Here is an 18,562-nt window from a genome sequence, read left to right as displayed (position 1 = left end):
CGGCTATAGCGAGCAGTTTTATCGCTATTTTGTCTCTATGTTATTGCTATCTCACTTATCGCTATCCTATTGTTCTTTGCCGCTGTTGTGCCTCACTTTCTGAGAGGGCTAAGCTTTATCCGTAGCGTGAAGAGGCGCTGGTAGCCAGCTGGCAACGTTTCTTAACTGACAACGTTCCCTAACTGAAATATGGGCAAATAGATAGCGATTGCCATGCCGCCAATGGTGATGCCCAGCCCCCCCATTAAAAGCGGTTCTATTCTTGAGGTTAGGTTTTCTGCCAGCTGCTCAGCCTCGTTTTCATACACGTCAGCCAGCCTTTCCAGCATGGCGTCTAGCGTACCGGACTCTTCGCCCGCGCGGATTAGCTGAAGCGACAGGCTGGGAAACAGAGATAACTGCTTTAGTGCCCGAAACAGCGAGGAGCCCCTCTCTACTTGGCTTAACACTGACAGTGCGGCATCGGAATAGAACAGGCTGCCGCAGCCATTGGCCGTGAACTGTAGACTGCGCGTGAGGGACAGCCCAGAACGCTGGGTAATTGCTAGGGTACGGAAAAATCGACACAGTATGTTTGTTTCAACGAGCTTGCCTAAAAGCGGCAGTTTCAGGCACAGCGCCTGTTCCTTTCTGCGCCATTTTTCTAAGCCGTGAAGCCGCTTGGCGTAATAAATAGTTATCCCGCAGCCGAACAGTAAAAATGCGAGGCCGTAGCGCTGTACAACGTCTGAAAGAAGCAGCACGCCGCGAGTAAATGCCGGAAGGGGAGCGTTGAAGGTGTCGTAGATCTCCTTAAAGGCGGGAAGTACAAAGGCGAGTACGATCAGCATCACTAGCAAAGAGGCTCCGAGAATAAAGATCGGGTAGCGAAGCGCCTTGCGCACTTTATGGTTTAGCGCTGCCTGTTTTTCTAACCGCTCGGCCAGAAGCTGGCAGCATTGCTCCAGTCTGCCAGTGAGCTCTCCAGTAGCGATAAGCTCAGTAAACAGCAGGGGAAATGCATCCGGATAACTTGCCATAGCCTGAGACAGCGGCGTTCCCTGAACAATCTGCTCTTTGACGGCGCGAAGCACGTAGCGCCAGGCCGGGGAAGGATGCTCATCGGCAATCAGTTCGAGGCTGCTGACCAGCGGTAGTCCGGCTTGAAGCAGGGTTGCCAGTTGCCTGGCAATAGGGGCGAGCGCCTGTGGTCGCCAGACGTTTTTTCTCAATCGGGTTTCCTGTACCACTCTGGCACCCAGTAGGCCATAAGAGGCCAACTGGTATCGTGCGTGCTCTCGCGACTGTGCAACGAGTTCACCGCGTTTGCCTTCTGGCGTTCGCCAGAGAAAGAGGCGCTCTTTTTTCATTCATCGCTCCAGCGATCGCTGCCAAGGGTCCGATAGAGTTCATTAAGCGTCGTTATGCCCTGTTCAACCAGTTTCATCCCAGCGCGCTTAAGTGAAACCATGCCTTGGGAACAGGCCAATCTGTGGAGCGCTTCTGCATTAAGCCCATCAGCAATACCGCGCTGAACAATATCCGTCAGATGGAGCATTTCATAAACGCCGGTTCGGCCATAGTAGCCACCTACACAGCGCTCACATCCAGTGGCAACATATCCCTGTACTCCATTTTGTTCATTATGTTCTTCCGGCATATTGGTTTGCTGAGCGGGTTGTTTGCAGTGAGGGCAAAGGCAGCGCACCAGACGCTGAGCGATAATCAGCTTTAGGCTGGAGGCCAGCAGATAGGATGCAATGCCCATTTGCCCAAGCCGAACCAGCGTTTCTGCCGCGCCGTTAGTGTGCAGAGTTGCCAGCACTAAATGACCGGTTTGTGCGGCTTCAATAGCCGTGCTGGCCGTCTCTTGGTCACGGATCTCACCCACCATCAGCACGTCGGGGTCTTGGCGAAGAAAGGCGCGCAGCGCTGTATTGAACGTAAGGCCTATTTTGCCGTTTACCTGCGTTTGGTTAATGCCGCTAAGCGGTATTTCTATGGGATCTTCTACGCTGCACAGGTTTCGGAAGGCGTCGTTAAGATAGCCCAAGCCGCTATAGAGCGTAATGGTTTTACCGCTTCCCGTTGGGCCGGTGACTAAAATCATGCCCTGAGGTAAAGACAGCGTTTCTCGATAGCGGCGCTGCTCGTCGTCAGACATGCCGATGGATGCGATGGAGTGAATATCGGTACCCGTTGGCATCACTCTGAGCACTACTTTTTCACCTCCAGAAACCGGAAGCGTTGAGACGCGCAGCGAGCGCCTTTGCCGATCGTCGTGAAAGATCATCTGCCCGTCCTGAGGCAGTCGGCGTTCGGCAATATTCAGGTTCGCCATGATTTTTAGGCGGGATGTTATTTGCGCCGCGACGTTGAGCGGCGGGGCGGCGGCCTCCTGAAGCGAGCCGTCTATTCTCAGGCGGATGCGGTAGCTGTTGGCGTAAGGCTCAAAATGGATATCGGATGCCCTGCGCTGCATAGCTTGACGAATAAGCTGGTTCAGAAACTGTACCACCGCGTCGTCGCTATGTTCTGGCGGATAGTGGCTCTCGCCTTCCTGTGCGCCAAGATTCTGTGTTTCATCATTTTCTGGCGAAGAAATATTCCGGCTGGGCACCCTCTGCAGGTAGTTTTCGATTTTGGGCTTAGGCCAGAAGACGACGTGAACGTCCCGCCGACTAATAAACGACAGGAGCGGGATAGCGCCTTCCGGGCGCTCTCCTTCTGCAGCAGCGACGGTCAGCTTTCGTTCATCGATATCGATGGGGACAAGTCGATGGCGAAAGCACTCGTCGGTGATTTCTTCGCTGATAGAGTTATGTTCAGTATCTGTACTCATGGACGGCTTACCCCACCGTCAAATCGAAATACGTCGTTACAGGCTTCCAGACGTCGAGCGTTTTGTTGACTGTCACTACAGGTTCTCTGCCAGTTAAGATCGCCTGTTGTGCTGTTCAACTGTGGCGTTAACGTAACAGAGAGTCCCTCTAGGGCATTTTGGCCGACGAGTGTTATAGCACCTGCCGTGACGCTGATTTGAGAAACATAGCGCGTCGTTCGGGTACCGGGAATTCCGCTGCTGCCCTGCTGACAAGATGTCAGAGCGCCTTGCTCCAGTGCGCAAAGTTCAACGGCGGTTTTATAGGGCACCATAGCCTGTAGCATATCGGTCAGCGCCGCCTTTTGAACGTAACCCTGATAAGCAGGGACGCCGACAGCGGTAAGGATGGCGATGATGGCAATTGCTATCATCAATTCAAACAGCGTAAAGCCGGACTGTGTATTCATGGTCGTACTCCTGTGTGTGGTAAGAGGCATAAACAAGCGACGCCACGATGCATGGAAAGAGAAGGCTAAAAAAGAGAGAACTTATGGATATGGGGGAAAGGGCGAAAGTTTTTTTTGGCCGATGGGTTATTGCATAAAAAACCGGAAGCAGGAGCGCAATATTTATCGAAATAGGCAGTGCAGACTACGCGGTTGCTTCCGACGGCCTTATAATCAAAAGCATATTTGGTGAAAGGGATATTTTGAAATCTATGAAGTTGACTCACGGCTGGATTGACGGTGTTACTCGCGTACCGTCTCCCCACTTCGACGACCGCCCTGAAGGGGAAAAACCCTCTCTGCTTGTGGTACATAACATCAGCCTCCCTCCGGGTGAATTCGGAGGGCCATATATTAACCAGCTGTTTACCGGCATGCTAAAGGCGGAAGAGCATCCTTACTTTGCTGAGATTCAACATTTAAGAGTGTCGGCGCACTGCCTGATTCGGCGCGATGGCGAAATTCTTCAGTACGTTCCTTTTGATAAACGGGCGTGGCACGCGGGCGTTTCGCTATTTGAAGGGCGAGATCGTTGTAATGACTTTTCGATCGGTATCGAGCTGGAGGGGACAGACTTTGTTGACTTTACTGAGCAGCAATACCACCAGCTTGCCCGCATAACGAATTTGCTGATGGAGCACTACCCGATTACACCTGACAGGATCCAGGGGCACAGCGATATTGCGCCGGGAAGAAAAACTGACCCTGGAGCACATTTTTATTGGGATCGTTATCGTCGCCTGATAGGGAAATAGCGCGGAGATGGCTGAGAGATATCCCGCAGGCAAGCCCGCGGGATAGGAGAAAGAAGCTCTAGTGAACGGTTTTCCTCGTGATCCCGTAGCCGATGCCTAATATCAGCAGCCAAACGGGGATCAGCTGGACGGAAATGCGAATGCCGGGAGTCATATACATAATCACCAGCACGCCGGCCAAGAATAGTAGACATAGATAGTTGCTAAAGGGCGACCAGATAGCCTTAAACTTCGTTGTCACGCCTTCTTTATTTTTTGCCGCGCGAAACTTCAGGTGAGACAGGCTGATCATGGCCCAGTTAATCACAATGCTGGAAACCACCAGCGACATCAAAATGCTGATAGCCTCTTTCGGAATCACGTAGTTGACGATAATGCCGATAGCGGCCACGGTGCTTGAGAACAGAATGGCATTCACCGGTACGCCGCGCGAGTTGGTTTTCGCCAGTGCCTTAGGGGCATTCTTCTGCAGTGCCAGGCCGTAGAGCATCCGGCTGTTGCTGTAGACGCAGCTGTTGTAGACCGACAGTGCTGCCGTCAGTACCACAACGTTAAGCGCGGTAGCAACCACGGTGCTGTTTAGGTCATGGAAAATCATCACGAACGGGCTGCCGCCTTCGACGACTTTTGTCCACGGATAGAGAGACAACAGCACCACCAGCGAGCCAATGTAGAAAATCAGAATGCGGTATAGCACTTGGTTAATGGCTTTAGGAATCGATTTTTCTGGGTTATCGGCTTCAGCGGCAGTAATGCCAATCAGCTCAAGTCCGCCAAAAGAAAACATGATAATCGCCGTAGCCATCACTAGCCCTTCAAAGCCAAAGGGCATAAATCCTCCCTGAGACCAAAGGTTGCTCAGCCCCGCTTCCGGGCCGCCGCCGCCGCTGATAAGCAGGTAGGAGCCAAAGGCGATCATGCCAATAATGGCAGCGACTTTAATAATGGCAAACCAGAATTCCATCTCACCGTAGACTTTCACCGTGGTCAGGTTGATAAGGTTTATCAGCACAAAGAAAAAGGCCGCAGATACCCAAGTGGGGATGTCCGGCCACCAGTACTGGACGTAGAGGCCAACGGCGGTAAGCTCGGCCATGCTGACCAGTACAAACAGCATCCAGTAGTTCCAGCCGGACAGAAAGCCTGCGAACGGCCCCCAGTATTTATATGAAAAGTGGCTGAAGGTGCCTGCAACCGGCTCTTCGGTGATCATTTCGCCCAGTTGACGCATGATGAGAAAGGCAATAATACCGCCAATACCGTAACCTAATATTACGGCGGGGCCAGCCATATTGATGGTTTGTGCGCTGCCGAGAAACAGACCTGTGCCCACGGCGCCACCGAGGGCAATTAGTTGGATATGACGATTTTTAAGACCGCGTTTGAGCTGGTCACTCATTATTATTTTCCTTCACTCGCAATTGTCGCACTACTAACGATGTTTTCTATTCTTTAAAGCCAGACTGATTTTAGACGATGGGTGCCAAATGTAATGAAATCTGTACGCTTGTGGGTAAAACATTTTGCGTCAGGCACTATCAGAACGGCAAGAATAGTGATAAATGCCACCGTTTGCATTCTTTTTCTTTTCCCGAAGCGCTGAGTCGCTTATCCGGGTGTCATCAATTTCATACGATAGATGTAAATATTTTTATTTTTCAAAGTATTAATTTGTTTCGCCACAGTTCTTTCTGAAGTGTGTTAGCCCTTATCGCGTTGATTTTGCCTGCTTGAGGCTAGGTGAAGCGGTGTTGTGTCACTTTGCTAGCACGACTCCCACTAAACCAATGCTGAGTTTTAACATTCACCGGCAGCGAGATAATAAAGAAAGCGTTTTTGATAAAAACAGGCGGTGTAGAATCAGACGTTTTTCTACGCGAATGCACGCCTTTTTAAGCCATGATTAACGCTTATTTATCAGTATGAGTAAAATATTATTTATAAAAATAGAATGATTATTCATTAATTGGTTTGCTGATCCGCTTCAGTTCTACTTTTTATTCGTTTCTAAAACGTTAAATTTTTTCGTTTTAGATGAAATTATCACCACTTTGTTAGCCGTATGATAGTTAACGATATTTACCGCATATCAGAATGATAGGTGGCATTTAATGATTTTGGTCAAAGGCCATATGGACAAAAGGTGAATATTTTGTTACTTTACCGTCAAGCTTTTGATATTGGTAATACCAATTGACTTCGAGGCATTTTAACGCATTATGGTGTATAACAAGGTCCGCCAACCCAAGCTTTCTGACGTCATTGAACGGCAGCTTGAAACGCTGATCCTTGAAGGTACCCTGCGGCCCGGAGAAAAACTGCTTCCCGAACGAGAACTCGCCAAGCAGTTCGACGTTTCCCGTCCTTCACTGAGAGAGGCCGTTCAGCGCCTTGAAGCGAAAGGGCTGCTTTACCGCCGTCAGGGCGGGGGAACGTTTGTTCAGAGCAACCTTTGGCAAAGCCTCAGAGATCCGCTGAGCGAACTGCTAGCCGATCACCCTGAGTCCCAGTTTGACCTGTTGGAAACCCGCCACGCGCTGGAAGGCATTGCCGCCTACTATGCCGCTCTTCGGGGGACCGATGAGGATTTTCAGCGAATTCGTCAGTACCACCAGCAGATTGAGGTTGCTCAGGCCTCTGGGGACCGACAGAAAGAAGCAGACGCGGTTATGCAGTACCAGACCGCCGTCACAGAGGCCAGCCACAACGTCGTCCTTCTACACCTGCTGCGCTGTATGGCGCCAATGCTTGAACAAAACGTCCGTCAGAATTTTGATTTGCTCTACTCCCGTCGCGAGATGCTGGAAAGAGTGAGTAACCACAGGGCTAGTATTTTCGAAGCCATTGTGGCCCGAGAGCCAGAAAAGGCGCGGGCCGCGTCGCATCGACATTTAGCCTTTATTGAGGAAGTGCTGCTAGAGCTAGATAGAGAGCACAGCCGCCGCGAGCGATCGCTACGGTTATTGCAGCGTAAGGATTAACGAGCGTTCGACGCTCAACTTAACCACTGAGCCTGTCTTAATGGCGTCTTGCGGCGCCGATGTCAGAGACGTTATTGAGACAGGCTTTGACCAACAACGTAAAGATAGAATAAGGAAACCACCATGTCGGAAATTGTAAATCAAGACGTGGATCCGATTGAAACCCGCGATTGGTTGCAGGCGATCGAATCGGTCATCCGTGAAGAAGGCGTTGAGCGCGCTCAATACCTGATCGACCAGGTTTTAGCCTCTGCACGTAAGGGCGGCGTCAACCTGCCTTCAGGTTCATCATTCGTTACTGACTACGTTAACACTATTCCTACGTCAGAAGAGCCGGCCTATCCGGGTAACCTCGATCTGGAACGCCGCATTCGTTCTATTATTCGTTGGAACGCCGTTATGACTGTACTGCACGCTTCCAAGAAAGATCTGGAGCTCGGTGGTCACATGGCGTCTTTCCAGTCTTCCGCAACGATTTACGAAGTGTGTTTTAACCACTTCTTCCGCGCGCGTAACGCCAAAGACGGCGGCGATCTGGTTTACTTCCAGGGCCATATCTCTCCGGGGATCTATGCCCGCGCCTTCCTTGAAGGCCGCCTAACAGAAGATCAGATGAACAACTTCCGTCAGGAAGTACACGGTAACGGTCTCTCTTCTTATCCGCACCCGAAACTGATGCCTGAATTCTGGCAGTTCCCAACCGTTTCTATGGGTCTTGGCCCAATGAGTGCAATTTATCAGGCGCGTTTCCTGAAGTACCTGCATAACCGCGGTCTGAAGGATACCTCTGCACAAACCGTTTATGCTTTCCTGGGCGACGGTGAGATGGATGAGCCAGAATCCAAAGGCGCAATTACTATCGCGACCCGCGACAAGCTGGATAACCTAGTGTTCATCATCAACTGTAACCTGCAGCGTCTGGATGGCCCAGTCACCGGTAACGGTAAAATCGTTAACGAACTGGAAGGCATCTTCAAGGGCGCCGGTTGGGACGTGATTAAAGTTATGTGGGGCAACCGCTGGGATGAGCTGCTGAAGAAAGACACTTCCGGCAAGCTGATTCAGCTGATGAACGAAACCGTTGACGGCGACTACCAGACGTTCAAGTCTAAGAACGGTGCCTACGTTCGTGAGCACTTCTTCGGTCGCTTCCCTGAGACGGCTGCGCTGGTCAAAGACATGACTGACGACGAGATTTGGGCGCTGAACCGCGGCGGTCACGATCCGAGAAAAGTCTATGCTGCGCTGAAGAAAGCACAGGAGACTCAGGGTAAGCCTACTGTCATTCTGGCTCACACCATCAAGGGCTACGGCATGGGCGATACCGCTGAAGGTAAGAACATCGCTCACCAGGTCAAGAAAATGAACATGGACGGCGTCCGCCAGTTCCGCGATCGTTTCAACGTGCCGGTTGCCGATGCAGACATCGAAAAGCTGCCGCTTATCTCTCTGGATAAAGATTCTGAAGAGTACAAGTATCTGCACGAGCGCCGCAGCGCGCTGCAGGGCTATGTACCAACCCGTCTGCCTGAGTTTACTCAGCCTCTGACTATTCCTGCACTGAGCGAGTTTAGCGCGCTGCTGGAAGAGCAGAACAAAGAAATTTCTACCACTATCGCTTTCGTTCGCGCACTGAACGTGATGCTGAAAGACGCTTCTATTGGACCGCGTCTGGTGCCGATTCTGGCAGATGAAGCCCGTACCTTTGGTATGGAAGGTCTGTTCCGTCAAATCGGTATCTATAGCCCGAAAGGCCAGCAGTATGTACCGCAGGACCGCGAGCAGGTTGCCTACTACAAAGAAGACGAGAAAGGTCAGATCCTTCAGGAAGGCATTAACGAACTGGGTGCCGGAGCGTCATGGCTGGCTGCTGCCACATCTTACAGCACCAACGACTTCCCGATGATCCCGTTCTATATCTACTATTCTATGTTCGGTTTCCAACGCATCGGCGATCTGTGCTGGGCGGCAGGCGACCAGCAGGCGCGCGGATTCCTGATCGGCGGCACCTCTGGACGCACAACGCTGAACGGTGAAGGCCTGCAGCACGAAGACGGTCACAGCCACATTCAGGCGCTGACTATCCCGAACTGTATCTCTTACGATCCGACCTACGCTTATGAAGTCGCTGTGATCATGCACGACGGCCTGCAGCGCATGTACGGTAACCAGGAAAACGTTTACTACTACATCACCACGCTGAACGAAAACTACCACATGCCGGCTATGCCGGAAGGCGTAGAGGAAGGTATCCGCAAGGGTATTTACCGGCTTGAGACAGTAAGCGGCGAAGGCAACCGTGGCCACGTACAGCTGATGGGCTCTGGCTCAATCCTGCCGCACGTTCGTCAGGCTGCACAGATTCTGGCCAAAGACTACGGCGTGACTTCTGACGTGTACAGCGTGACTTCGTTCACTGAACTGGCTCGTGACGGTCAGGACTGCGAACGCTGGAACATGCTGCATCCGCTAGAGACTCCGCGTGTACCTTACGTCGCTCAGGTAATGAACGATGCGCCAGCCGTAGCCTCTACTGACTACATGAAGCTGTTTGCTGAGCAGATCCGTAACTTTATTCCGGCCAGCGATTTCCGCGTGCTGGGTACCGACGGCTTTGGCCGTTCTGACAGCCGTGAAAACCTGCGTCACCACTTTGAAGTGGACGCTTCCTACGTCGTGGTTGCGGCGCTGGGCGAGCTGGCAAAGCGCGGTGAAGTGAAGGCTGACGTTGTGGCTGAAGCGATTGCCAAGTTCGGTATTGACGCTGATAAAGTTAACCCGCGTCTGGCATAAGCGTCTGGTATATAGAGGTAAGAATAAATGACGATTGAAATCAAAGTGCCGGACATTGGCGCAGACGAGGTAGAGGTTACCGAACTGCTGGTCAAAGTGGGCGACAAGGTTGAGGCTGAACAGTCTCTGATCACGGTAGAAGGCGATAAAGCTTCCATGGAAGTGCCTTCTCCGCAGGCCGGTGTGGTGAAAGAGATCAAAGTGCAGGTAGGCAGCAAAGTGTCTACCGGTTCACTGATTATGGTTTTTGAAGCCGCTGGCGCAGAAGCGCCTCAGGCTGAAGCTCCAGCAGCGGCTCCCGTAGCCGCAGCGCCTGCCGCTTCTGCGGTGAAAGACGTTCAGGTACCGGATATCGGCGGTGACGAAGTGGAAGTCACCGAGGTGCTGGTGAAAGTCGGCGACAGAGTGGAAGCTGAACAGTCTCTGATCACCGTAGAGGGCGATAAGGCCTCTATGGAAGTGCCTGCACCGTTTGCTGGCGTAGTGAAAGAGATCAAAGTGCATGTGGGCAGCAAGGTGTCTACCGGTACGCTGATCATGACTTTTGAAGTGGCTGGCAGCGCGCCAGCGGCTGCTCCTGCTGCAAGTGCCCCAGCGGCCTCTGCACCAGCTTCAGCGCCTTCTGTGAAAGACGTTCAGGTGCCGGATATCGGCGGTGATGAAGTCGAAGTCACCGAAGTGCTGGTCAAAGTGGGCGACAAGATCGAGGCTGAACAGTCCCTGATCACTGTAGAAGGCGATAAAGCCTCTATGGAAGTGCCTGCACCGTTTGCCGGTGTGGTCAAAGAGATCAAAGTGCAGGTGGGCAGCAAGGTGTCTACCGGTACGCTGATCATGACCTTCGAAGTGGCCGGCAGTGCGCCAGCTGCGGCTCCAGCAGCCAGCGCTCCAGCGCCTGCGGCTAGCGCGGCACCAGCGGCTCCGGTTCAGGCTGCTAAGCCTGCGGCTGGGGCTTCTGCCGGTAGCGACTTCGTTGAAAACGATGCTTATATACATGCGACCCCAGTTATCCGCCGTCTGGCTCGTGAATTCGGCGTTAACCTTGCGAAGGTGAAAGGAACCGGTCGTAAAGGCCGTATCCTGAAAGAAGACGTTCAGACCTATGTGAAAGAGGCGGTTAAGCGCGCTGAGTCCGGTGCTTCTGCTGCCGGTACGGGCGGTTCTCTGCCAGGTCTGCTGCCTTGGCCGAAGGTTGACTTCAGCAAGTTCGGTGAGGTGGAAGAAGTCGAACTGGGTCGTATCCAGAAGATTTCTGGCGCCAACCTGCACCGCAACTGGGTGATGATCCCACACGTTACGCAGTTTGATGAAACCGATATCACTGACGTTGAAGCTTTCCGCAAGCAGCAAAACGCTGAAGCCGAGAAGAAAAAGCTGGATGTGAAAATCACTCCGCTGGTCTTCATCATGAAGGCGGTTGCAAAAGCGCTGGAAGAGATGCCTCGCTTCAACAGCTCTCTGTCTGAAGACGGTCAGAAGCTGACGCTGAAGAAATACATTAACGTCGGCGTCGCGGTGGATACTCCGAACGGCCTGGTCGTGCCGGTATTCCGCGATGTGAACAAGAAAGGCATTATTGAGCTGTCTCACGAGCTGGCTGAAATTTCTAAGAAGGCTCGCGCTGGCAAACTGACTGCTGCTGATATGCAGGGCGGATGCTTTACTATTTCCAGTCTGGGCGGCATTGGCGGTACGGCGTTTACGCCAATCGTCAACGCGCCGGAAGTGGCTATCCTTGGCGTCTCCAAGTCGTCAATGAAGCCAGTCTGGAACGGTAAAGAGTTTGCGCCGCGCCTGATGCTGCCTCTGTCGCTTTCCTACGATCACCGAGTGATCGACGGGGCGGACGGTGCTCGCTTCATCAGCTTCATCAACAACGCGATGTCTGATATTCGCCGCCTGGTGATGTAACCTTCGGGGCCAGCTTAGGCTGGCCCGTTTTATTCTAGGCGACACGAATATTACCTTCTGGCGTTTGCACAATTGTTATGTTTATGTAAACTAAAACGGTTGGTTAGGCTTCTGGCAAAACGAGCGGTAACAATACCCTAAATAATTCGAGTTGCATGACAAAATGCCATAGGCAATTTGAAGTATGACGGGTATAACGCAAAACCCTACGCCGGTGGGTCGGAAAAATAATGAAGAGGTACATAGATGAGTACTGATATTAAAACTCAGGTTGTGGTACTTGGCGCGGGCCCCGCGGGCTATTCTGCCGCTTTCCGCTGTGCAGACCTGGGGCTGGATACCGTTATCGTTGAGCGCTACTCAACGCTGGGCGGCGTGTGTCTGAACGTCGGCTGTATTCCCTCAAAAGCGCTGCTGCACGTGGCAAAAGTGATTGAAGAAGCCAAAGCGCTGGCTGAACACGGTATCGTCTTTGGCGAGCCGAAAACCGATATTGAAAAAGTCCGCCTTTGGAAAGAAAAGGTGGTGAACCAGCTGACGGGCGGTCTGTCCGGTATGGCTAAAATGCGTAAGGTTCAAGTGGTTAACGGCCTTGGCAAATTTGTTGGCCCTAACACCCTAGCGGTAGAAGGCGAAAACGGCGTAACCAATATCAACTTTGACAACGCCATTATCGCGGCGGGCTCTCGTCCGATCCAACTGCCGTTTATTCCTCATGAAGATCCTCGCGTTTGGGATTCTACTGACGCGCTGGCGCTGAAAACCGTTCCGGAGCGCATGCTGGTCATGGGCGGCGGTATTATCGGTCTGGAAATGGGTACCGTTTACCACGCGCTGGGCTCTCAGATCGACGTTGTTGAAATGTTCGATCAGGTTATTCCTGCTGCGGATAAAGACATCGTTAAGGTCTTTACCAAGCGCATCAGCAAGCAGTTTAATCTGATGCTGGAAACCAAAGTGACGGCCGTTGAAGCGAAGGCTGACGGTATTTATGTCTCTATGGAAGGCAAGAAAGCGCCTGCTGAACCTCAGCGCTATGACGCGGTTCTGGTAGCTATCGGCCGCACGCCGAACGGTAAGACGCTGGACGCTGGTCAGGCTGGCGTTGAAGTTGATGAGCGTGGCTTTATTCGCGTAGACAAGCAAATGCGTACTAACGTGCCGCACATTTACGCTATCGGCGATATCGTCGGCCAGCCAATGCTGGCGCACAAGGGCGTTCACGAAGGCCACGTTGCCGCTGAAGTTATTGCCGGTAAGAAACACTACTTTGACCCGAAAGTTATTCCGTCTATTGCCTATACCGAACCAGAGGTGGCATGGGTTGGCCTGACGGAAAAAGAAGCGAAAGAGCAGGGCATTAACTACGAAGTGTCCACCTTCCCGTGGGCGGCTTCTGGTCGTGCGATCGCTTCCGACTGTGCAGACGGTATGACTAAGCTGATTTTCGATAAAGAATCTCACCGCATTATTGGCGGCGCGATTGTTGGCACCAACGGCGGCGAGCTGCTCGGTGAAATCGGTCTGGCTATCGAAATGGGCTGTGATGCAGAAGATATCGCACTGAGCATTCACGCTCACCCGACGTTGCACGAGTCAGTAGGTCTGGCGGCGGAAGTCTATGAAGGCACCGTAACCGACCTGCCAAACCCGAAGGCGAAGAAGAAGTAATTTTTCTTTCTGCTCTGTTATAAAAAACTATAAAAAAACCGCTTCGGCGGTTTTTTTATGTCTGGTGTTTAAGCGAAGAAGAGACTAGTACGACTGAGTGTCTTCCCGGAACAGAAAAAACATCAGTGCAGAAATCAGCGTGCCGACAGGGATCAGCGCAATCAGAAAATACTGCATGCCGAACTCGAGGGCAGAGTATAACGGATCCCAAAGCTCTTCGGGGTCGCTGCTGACTTCTGAGTGATAAATGTCTGCGTGGATATGGAGAGATGAGAAGCGCAGGATAAGCAGCACTACGACGCTGAGCGCCATGAGTAGCAGTATGAGGTGGTAAAGTCTTAAACGTGGTTTTCGCATCATCCCGACATCCCTTCGTGAATGAAATCCCGAACGCAATTTGTTTGCAGCTGTATCACTTTGAGTTAAGCGATACAGCCCAATATATCTGAAAATAAATAGAAAAACGAAAGCTATTTTCTTTGCAAAATTGTAACGAAAATGTGATAAATAGCTATACTTGTGAAATTCTGCCGCGAGAGCCTGCTTGACGCCTGATTTACACCATAAACGTTATAAAGTGCATATAGACTTAGTGTGATTAAAGTAACAGAATTTTCGTTTGTGACTAGGCTAAATCGGTGCTCTGATGCAATTTACTCTCAGTGCAAATATACCGCAGGTAAACAATTTTATGTGCATTAAAATCATAAAATTTACTGCTTAAAATAACAAGTTAGTGGGGGAAGTCGTCGTGCTAGAGGAATATCGTAAACATGTTGCTGAACGTCTTGCTGAAGGTGTCGTACCCAAGCCGCTGAGTGCCGAGCAGGCCGCCGGTCTGGTTGAATTATTGAAAAATCCTCCCGCAGGGGAAGAAGAGACGCTTCTTGACCTGTTGACCAATCGTGTACCGCCGGGCGTTGACGAAGCTGCCTACGTAAAAGCCGGCTTTCTGGCCGCTGTCGCTAAGGGCGAAACAGTGTCTCCTCTGGTATCGCCAGAAAAGGCTGTCGAGCTGCTGGGCACCATGCAGGGCGGTTATAACATCCAGCCGATGATTGATGCGTTAGATAACGACGCGCTGGCACCGATTGCCGCTAAAGGGCTATCCCACACTCTGCTGATGTTTGACAATTTCTATGACGTAGAAGCTAAAGCGAAAGCGGGCAACGTCTACGCGCAGCAGGTCATGCAGTCTTGGGCCGATGCTGAGTGGTTCCTTTCTCGTCCCGCTCTGGCTGAAAAACTGACGATGACCGTGTTTAAAGTCAGCGGTGAAACCAACACTGACGATCTGTCTCCCGCGCCGGATGCCTGGTCTCGCCCGGATATCCCACTGCACGCGATGGCGATGCTGAAAATTGCCCGCGATGGCATCGAGCCGGATCAGCCGGGTAAGGTCGGCCCGGTGAAAAAGCTGGCGTCGCTGAAAGAGCAGGGTTTCCCGCTGGTTTACGTGGGCGACGTTGTCGGTACTGGTTCATCCCGCAAATCCGCTACTAACTCTGTGCTGTGGTTTATGGGCGACGATATTCCGTTTGTGCCAAACAAGCGCAGCGGCGGTGTCGTTTTGGGCGGAAAAATTGCGCCTATCTTCTTTAACACGATGGAAGATGCGGGCGCACTGCCGATTGAAGACGTTGAGGTTTCTCAACTCAACACGGGCGATGTTATCGACATTTACCCCAGCAAAGGGGAAGTTCGCCGTCATGGCAGCAACGAGCTGCTGTCCACCTTTAAGCTAAAAACCGACGTGCTGGCTGATGAAGTCCGCGCGGGTGGTCGTATTCCACTGATTGTTGGCCGTGGCTTGACGTCAAAAGCTCGCGAGTCTTTAGGGCTGCCGGCGAGCGACGTATTTGTTCTGGCTAAGTCTGCTGACGCTTCCAGCAAAGGCTATACGCTGGCGCAAAAGGTAGTGGGTAAGGCATGCGGCGTGAAGGGCGTCCGCCCAGGCGAGTACTGCGAGCCGAAGATGACGTCAGTAGGGTCGCAGGATACCACTGGCGGTATGACCCGCGACGAGCTAAAGGATTTGGCCTGCCTCGGCTTTTCCGCCGATCTGGTTATGCAGTCGTTCTGCCACACCGCCCCTTATCCAAAGCCTGTTGACGTGCAGCTACACCATACACTGCCTGACTTTATTATGAACCGCGGCGGCGTTTCTCTGCGCCCGGGAGACGGCATTATTCACTCATGGCTAAACCGCATGCTGTTGCCGGATACAATCGGTACTGGCGGTGACTCCCATACTCGTTTCCCGATTGGGGTTTCTTTCCCTGCGGGCTCTGGTCTGGTGGCGTTTGCGGCAGCGACTGGTGTAATGCCACTGGATATGCCTGAATCAGTTCTGGTTCGCTTTAGCGGAAAAATGCAGCCCGGCATTACGCTGCGCGATCTGGTTCATGCGATCCCTTATTTCGCCATTAAGCAGGGGCTGTTAACCGTTGAGAAGAAGGGCAAGAAGAACATCTTCTCTGGCCGAATTCTGGAAATTGAAGGCCTGCCTGACCTCAAAGCCGAGCAGGCGTTTGAGCTGGCAGACGCCTCTGCAGAGCGCTCTGCGGCAGCCTGTACCATCAAGCTGAATCAAGAGCCGGTAGCAGAATATCTGCGTTCTAACATCGTGATGCTCAAGTGGATGATTGCTGAAGGCTACGGCGACGTTCGCACTATTGAGCGCCGCGTGAAGGCGATGGAAGAGTGGCTGGCCAATCCGACCCTGATTGAAGCCGATGCAGACGCAGAATATGCTGCCGTTATCGACATCGATCTGAACCAGATTAAAGAGCCGATCCTGTGTGCGCCAAACGATCCAGACGACGCTCGCCTGCTGTCAGAGGTGACCGGCGACAAGATTGATGAAGTGTTCATTGGTTCCTGTATGACTAACATTGGCCACTTCCGTGCTGCGGGCAAGCTGCTGCAAAACGTGAAGGGTAAGCTGCCAACTCGGCTGTGGCTGGCTCCACCAACTAAGATGGACGCCGCTCAGCTGAGTGAAGAAGGCTACTATAGCGTGTTTGGCCAGAACGGTGCGCGCATTGAAATGCCGGGCTGTTCGCTGTGTATGGGGAACCAGGCGCGAGTGAATGAAGGGGCAACGGTTGTATCTACCTCGACCCGTAACTTCCCTAACCGCTTGGGGACAGGTGCTAATGTTTACTTGGCCTCTGCGGAACTGGCTGCGGTGGCTTCTCTGTTAGGTCGTTTACCTACGGTAGAAGAGTATTTGGGGTATATGGCTGAAGTCGACAAGACGGCGAGTGATACTTATCGCTATCTTAACTTTGACCAGCTTAACCAGTACACCAAGAAGGCTGAGGGTGTGATTTTTCAGGCTGCCGTATAGCGACGGCTTGAGGGTTGATGCATAAAAAAACCGCGCCTTGGCGCGGTTTTTTACTATAGAAGGAAATAACATGACGCCGCCGTGGTACGGCGGTGCGATTCATGAGTATCATAGTAAGTAGCACAGCAGAATGCATAACGGGAGCACACAATGGACTATGAATTTATTTTAGATATCACCGGTCAGGTCGTTGCCCGTTTCTCTATGGAGCACGAAGCGGTTGGCCACTGGCTCAATGAAGAAGTGAAGGGAAATACTTCACTGCTTGATGAAGTAGAGCAGGCCATAGCAGAGGTGCGGGGTACTGAACGACAGTGGCAGAAAGTGGGCCATGAATACACCCTTTGGCTTGATGCAGAAGAAGTCATCGTGCGTGCTAATCAGCTTGAACTCGACGGTGACGAACTGGAAGAGGGCATGTTTTACTACGATGAAGAGAGTATGTCCTGCTGCGGTGTGGAAGATTTCCTACGGGTGCTGGCGGACTACCGGGCTTTTTAAAGGGAAAATAATCGACGTTTTTGCCTTCTTTTCCTTTTTTGGACTGTCGTCCCTTTATTTTTTATTACCTACGATTTGTGAATTATTCTCTATAGATATTTTTTCTATTTACCATTCTCTTTTGTTTTGTATCCTTTTTCTTTCTTCCTTATTTGAAAAACGTGTTTCTTGGGTCAATGTTTGGCTATTTAATCCATATTAAATAGCAGATTTCACACGGCTTTAAAATGATAAATATTTGTTATTTTTTTATGAAAGTATGTCTTCATGTATAGAGGTAAGGAAGCTAGAGCTTTCTTTATCAACTTAATTTTCATTAACATTTTGTTTTATAAGATGTAATAAATAGAGCCTCTTTCATGAAAAATAAACGTTTTTTTAATTATTAGCTAGAGATGCCGTAATAATTAAATGATATATAAATAATGATAATGAATATCAATAACCTTTTTAATGGTAAGGTTATTGGGTTTAAATTGATAACGATCACAGATTGTTTTGATAAATAGAGTAACTATTATTAGGCTCTTACCTCTTTTTGGGTAAATGTGGTTTTACTATAAAAATAATATCGAACGTGTTGTTATTTCAGCGAGTACGGAAGAGGATGTGAAATAAATGTCTAATAACGTCGAACGTCCATTTTTAGATAGTGGTTTAACACGACTCGAGTTTCTACGTATCTCAGGTAAAGGCCTTACGGGATTGGCCATAGCCCCCTCTTTGTTATCACTATTCGGCTGTACACAGGAAGATGTGGATAGCGGTACCGTTGGCTTAATAACGACCCCCAAAGGGGTGTTGGTTACGCAAAGAGCCAGATGTACCGGCTGCCATCGCTGTGAGATTTCCTGCACCAACTACAATGACGGGGCCGTCGGAACCTTCTTCTCCAGAATTAAAATCCACCGCAACTACTACTTTGGTGACGGTCGGGTTGGCTCTGGCGGGGGAATTTTCGGCGATTTGAACTATACGCCAGATACTTGCAGGCAATGTAAAGACCCTCAGTGCATGAAGGTGTGCCCGATCGGCGCCATCTCCTACAGCGAGAAAGAGGGGTGTATTACCGTTGATCATAAGCGCTGTATCGGATGTAGCGCCTGTACTACCGCCTGTCCATGGATGATGGCGACCGTTAACACTGAGACTCACAAGTCGTCGAAGTGTGTTCTGTGCGGCGAGTGCGCGAGCGCCTGCCCGACGGGAGCATTAAAAGTCATCGAGTGGCAAGACATTACGGTCTGAGGAGTGCAATCCGAACAATGGTTCCTTTAGATTTCAGCGTG

Annotated in this window: 13 protein-coding genes; 8 read left to right on the top strand and 5 right to left on the bottom strand. The window is 51.3% G+C overall.

Going from position 1 to position 18,562, the window contains the following annotated elements; all coding sequences use genetic code 11:
- Nucleotides 1–161: 161 nt before the first annotated feature.
- Genes hofC through ppdD form a run of 3 tightly spaced genes read right to left on the bottom strand, consistent with a single transcriptional unit; the run spans nucleotide 162 to nucleotide 3,270 of the window.
- A complete protein-coding gene (hofC, locus tag DQM29_RS12610) occupies nucleotides 162–1,349 on the bottom strand; it encodes a protein transport protein HofC (RefSeq protein WP_111741021.1) in 1,188 nt (395 codons plus the stop codon).
- Nucleotides 1,346–2,821 (bottom strand): GspE/PulE family protein, encoded by a 1,476-nt coding sequence (locus DQM29_RS12605; protein ID WP_111741020.1) that lies wholly within the window; start codon nucleotides 2,819–2,821, stop codon nucleotides 1,346–1,348. Before DQM29_RS12605 ends, hofC begins: the two co-directional genes overlap by 4 nt.
- Nucleotides 2,818–3,270: a prepilin peptidase-dependent pilin gene (gene ppdD, locus DQM29_RS12600; protein ID WP_111741019.1), complete on the bottom strand. Its 453-nt coding sequence runs from the start codon at nucleotides 3,268–3,270 to the stop codon at nucleotides 2,818–2,820. Before ppdD ends, DQM29_RS12605 begins: the two co-directional genes overlap by 4 nt.
- Before the next feature lie 251 nt (nucleotides 3,271–3,521).
- Between ppdD and ampD the strand changes: the two genes are divergently transcribed.
- On the top strand, nucleotides 3,522–4,064 hold the full coding sequence (gene ampD / locus DQM29_RS12595) for a 1,6-anhydro-N-acetylmuramyl-L-alanine amidase AmpD (protein WP_111741018.1): 543 nt from the start codon (nucleotides 3,522–3,524) through the stop codon (nucleotides 4,062–4,064).
- 58 nt (nucleotides 4,065–4,122) lie between these two features.
- Here ampD and DQM29_RS12590 read toward each other — a convergent pair whose 3' ends face one another.
- On the bottom strand, nucleotides 4,123–5,463 hold the full coding sequence (locus tag DQM29_RS12590; RefSeq protein WP_111741017.1) for an amino acid permease: 1,341 nt from the start codon (nucleotides 5,461–5,463) through the stop codon (nucleotides 4,123–4,125).
- An 820-nt stretch (nucleotides 5,464–6,283) separates the two neighbouring features.
- On the opposite strand from DQM29_RS12590, the gene pdhR reads away from it, so the two are divergent.
- The 4 genes from pdhR to lpdA all read left to right on the top strand — a co-directional run bounded on the left by pdhR (nucleotide 6,284) and on the right by lpdA (nucleotide 13,420).
- A complete protein-coding gene (gene pdhR / locus DQM29_RS12585; protein ID WP_111741016.1) occupies nucleotides 6,284–7,045 on the top strand; it encodes a pyruvate dehydrogenase complex transcriptional repressor PdhR in 762 nt (253 codons plus the stop codon).
- A 123-nt stretch (nucleotides 7,046–7,168) separates the two neighbouring features.
- A complete protein-coding gene (aceE, locus tag DQM29_RS12580) occupies nucleotides 7,169–9,838 on the top strand; it encodes a pyruvate dehydrogenase (acetyl-transferring), homodimeric type (RefSeq protein ID WP_111741015.1) in 2,670 nt (889 codons plus the stop codon).
- Between the two features lie 27 nt (nucleotides 9,839–9,865).
- A complete protein-coding gene (aceF, locus tag DQM29_RS12575; RefSeq protein WP_111741014.1) occupies nucleotides 9,866–11,749 on the top strand; it encodes a pyruvate dehydrogenase complex dihydrolipoyllysine-residue acetyltransferase in 1,884 nt (627 codons plus the stop codon).
- A gap of 246 nt (nucleotides 11,750–11,995) precedes the next feature.
- On the top strand, nucleotides 11,996–13,420 hold the full coding sequence (lpdA, locus tag DQM29_RS12570) for a dihydrolipoyl dehydrogenase (protein WP_111741013.1): 1,425 nt from the start codon (nucleotides 11,996–11,998) through the stop codon (nucleotides 13,418–13,420).
- 84 nt (nucleotides 13,421–13,504) lie between these two features.
- Here lpdA and DQM29_RS12565 read toward each other — a convergent pair whose 3' ends face one another.
- Entirely contained in the window at nucleotides 13,505–13,780 is a 276-nt protein-coding gene (locus DQM29_RS12565; protein ID WP_145960371.1) for a hypothetical protein, read from the bottom strand.
- A 391-nt stretch (nucleotides 13,781–14,171) separates the two neighbouring features.
- Here DQM29_RS12565 and acnB point away from each other — a divergent pair, with 391 nt between their 5' ends.
- From acnB to DQM29_RS12550, 3 genes are all read left to right on the top strand, one after another.
- Nucleotides 14,172–16,772: a bifunctional aconitate hydratase 2/2-methylisocitrate dehydratase gene (acnB, locus tag DQM29_RS12560; protein ID WP_111741011.1), complete on the top strand. Its 2,601-nt coding sequence runs from the start codon at nucleotides 14,172–14,174 to the stop codon at nucleotides 16,770–16,772.
- Nucleotides 16,773–16,922: 150 nt separating this feature from the next.
- Nucleotides 16,923–17,273: a protein YacL gene (gene yacL / locus DQM29_RS12555; protein ID WP_111741010.1), complete on the top strand. Its 351-nt coding sequence runs from the start codon at nucleotides 16,923–16,925 to the stop codon at nucleotides 17,271–17,273.
- Between the two features lie 618 nt (nucleotides 17,274–17,891).
- Nucleotides 17,892–18,521 carry a ferredoxin-like protein gene (locus tag DQM29_RS12550; RefSeq protein WP_111741009.1) on the top strand — a complete coding sequence of 210 codons (630 nt, stop codon included), beginning with the start codon at nucleotides 17,892–17,894 and terminating at the stop codon, nucleotides 18,519–18,521.
- The last annotated feature ends 41 nt before the right edge of the window (nucleotides 18,522–18,562 follow it).

Source organism: Leminorella richardii (genome assembly GCF_900478135.1).
Taxonomy (GTDB): Bacteria; Pseudomonadota; Gammaproteobacteria; order Enterobacterales; family Enterobacteriaceae; genus Leminorella; species Leminorella richardii.
This window is presented reverse-complemented; position numbering and strand designations above follow the sequence as displayed.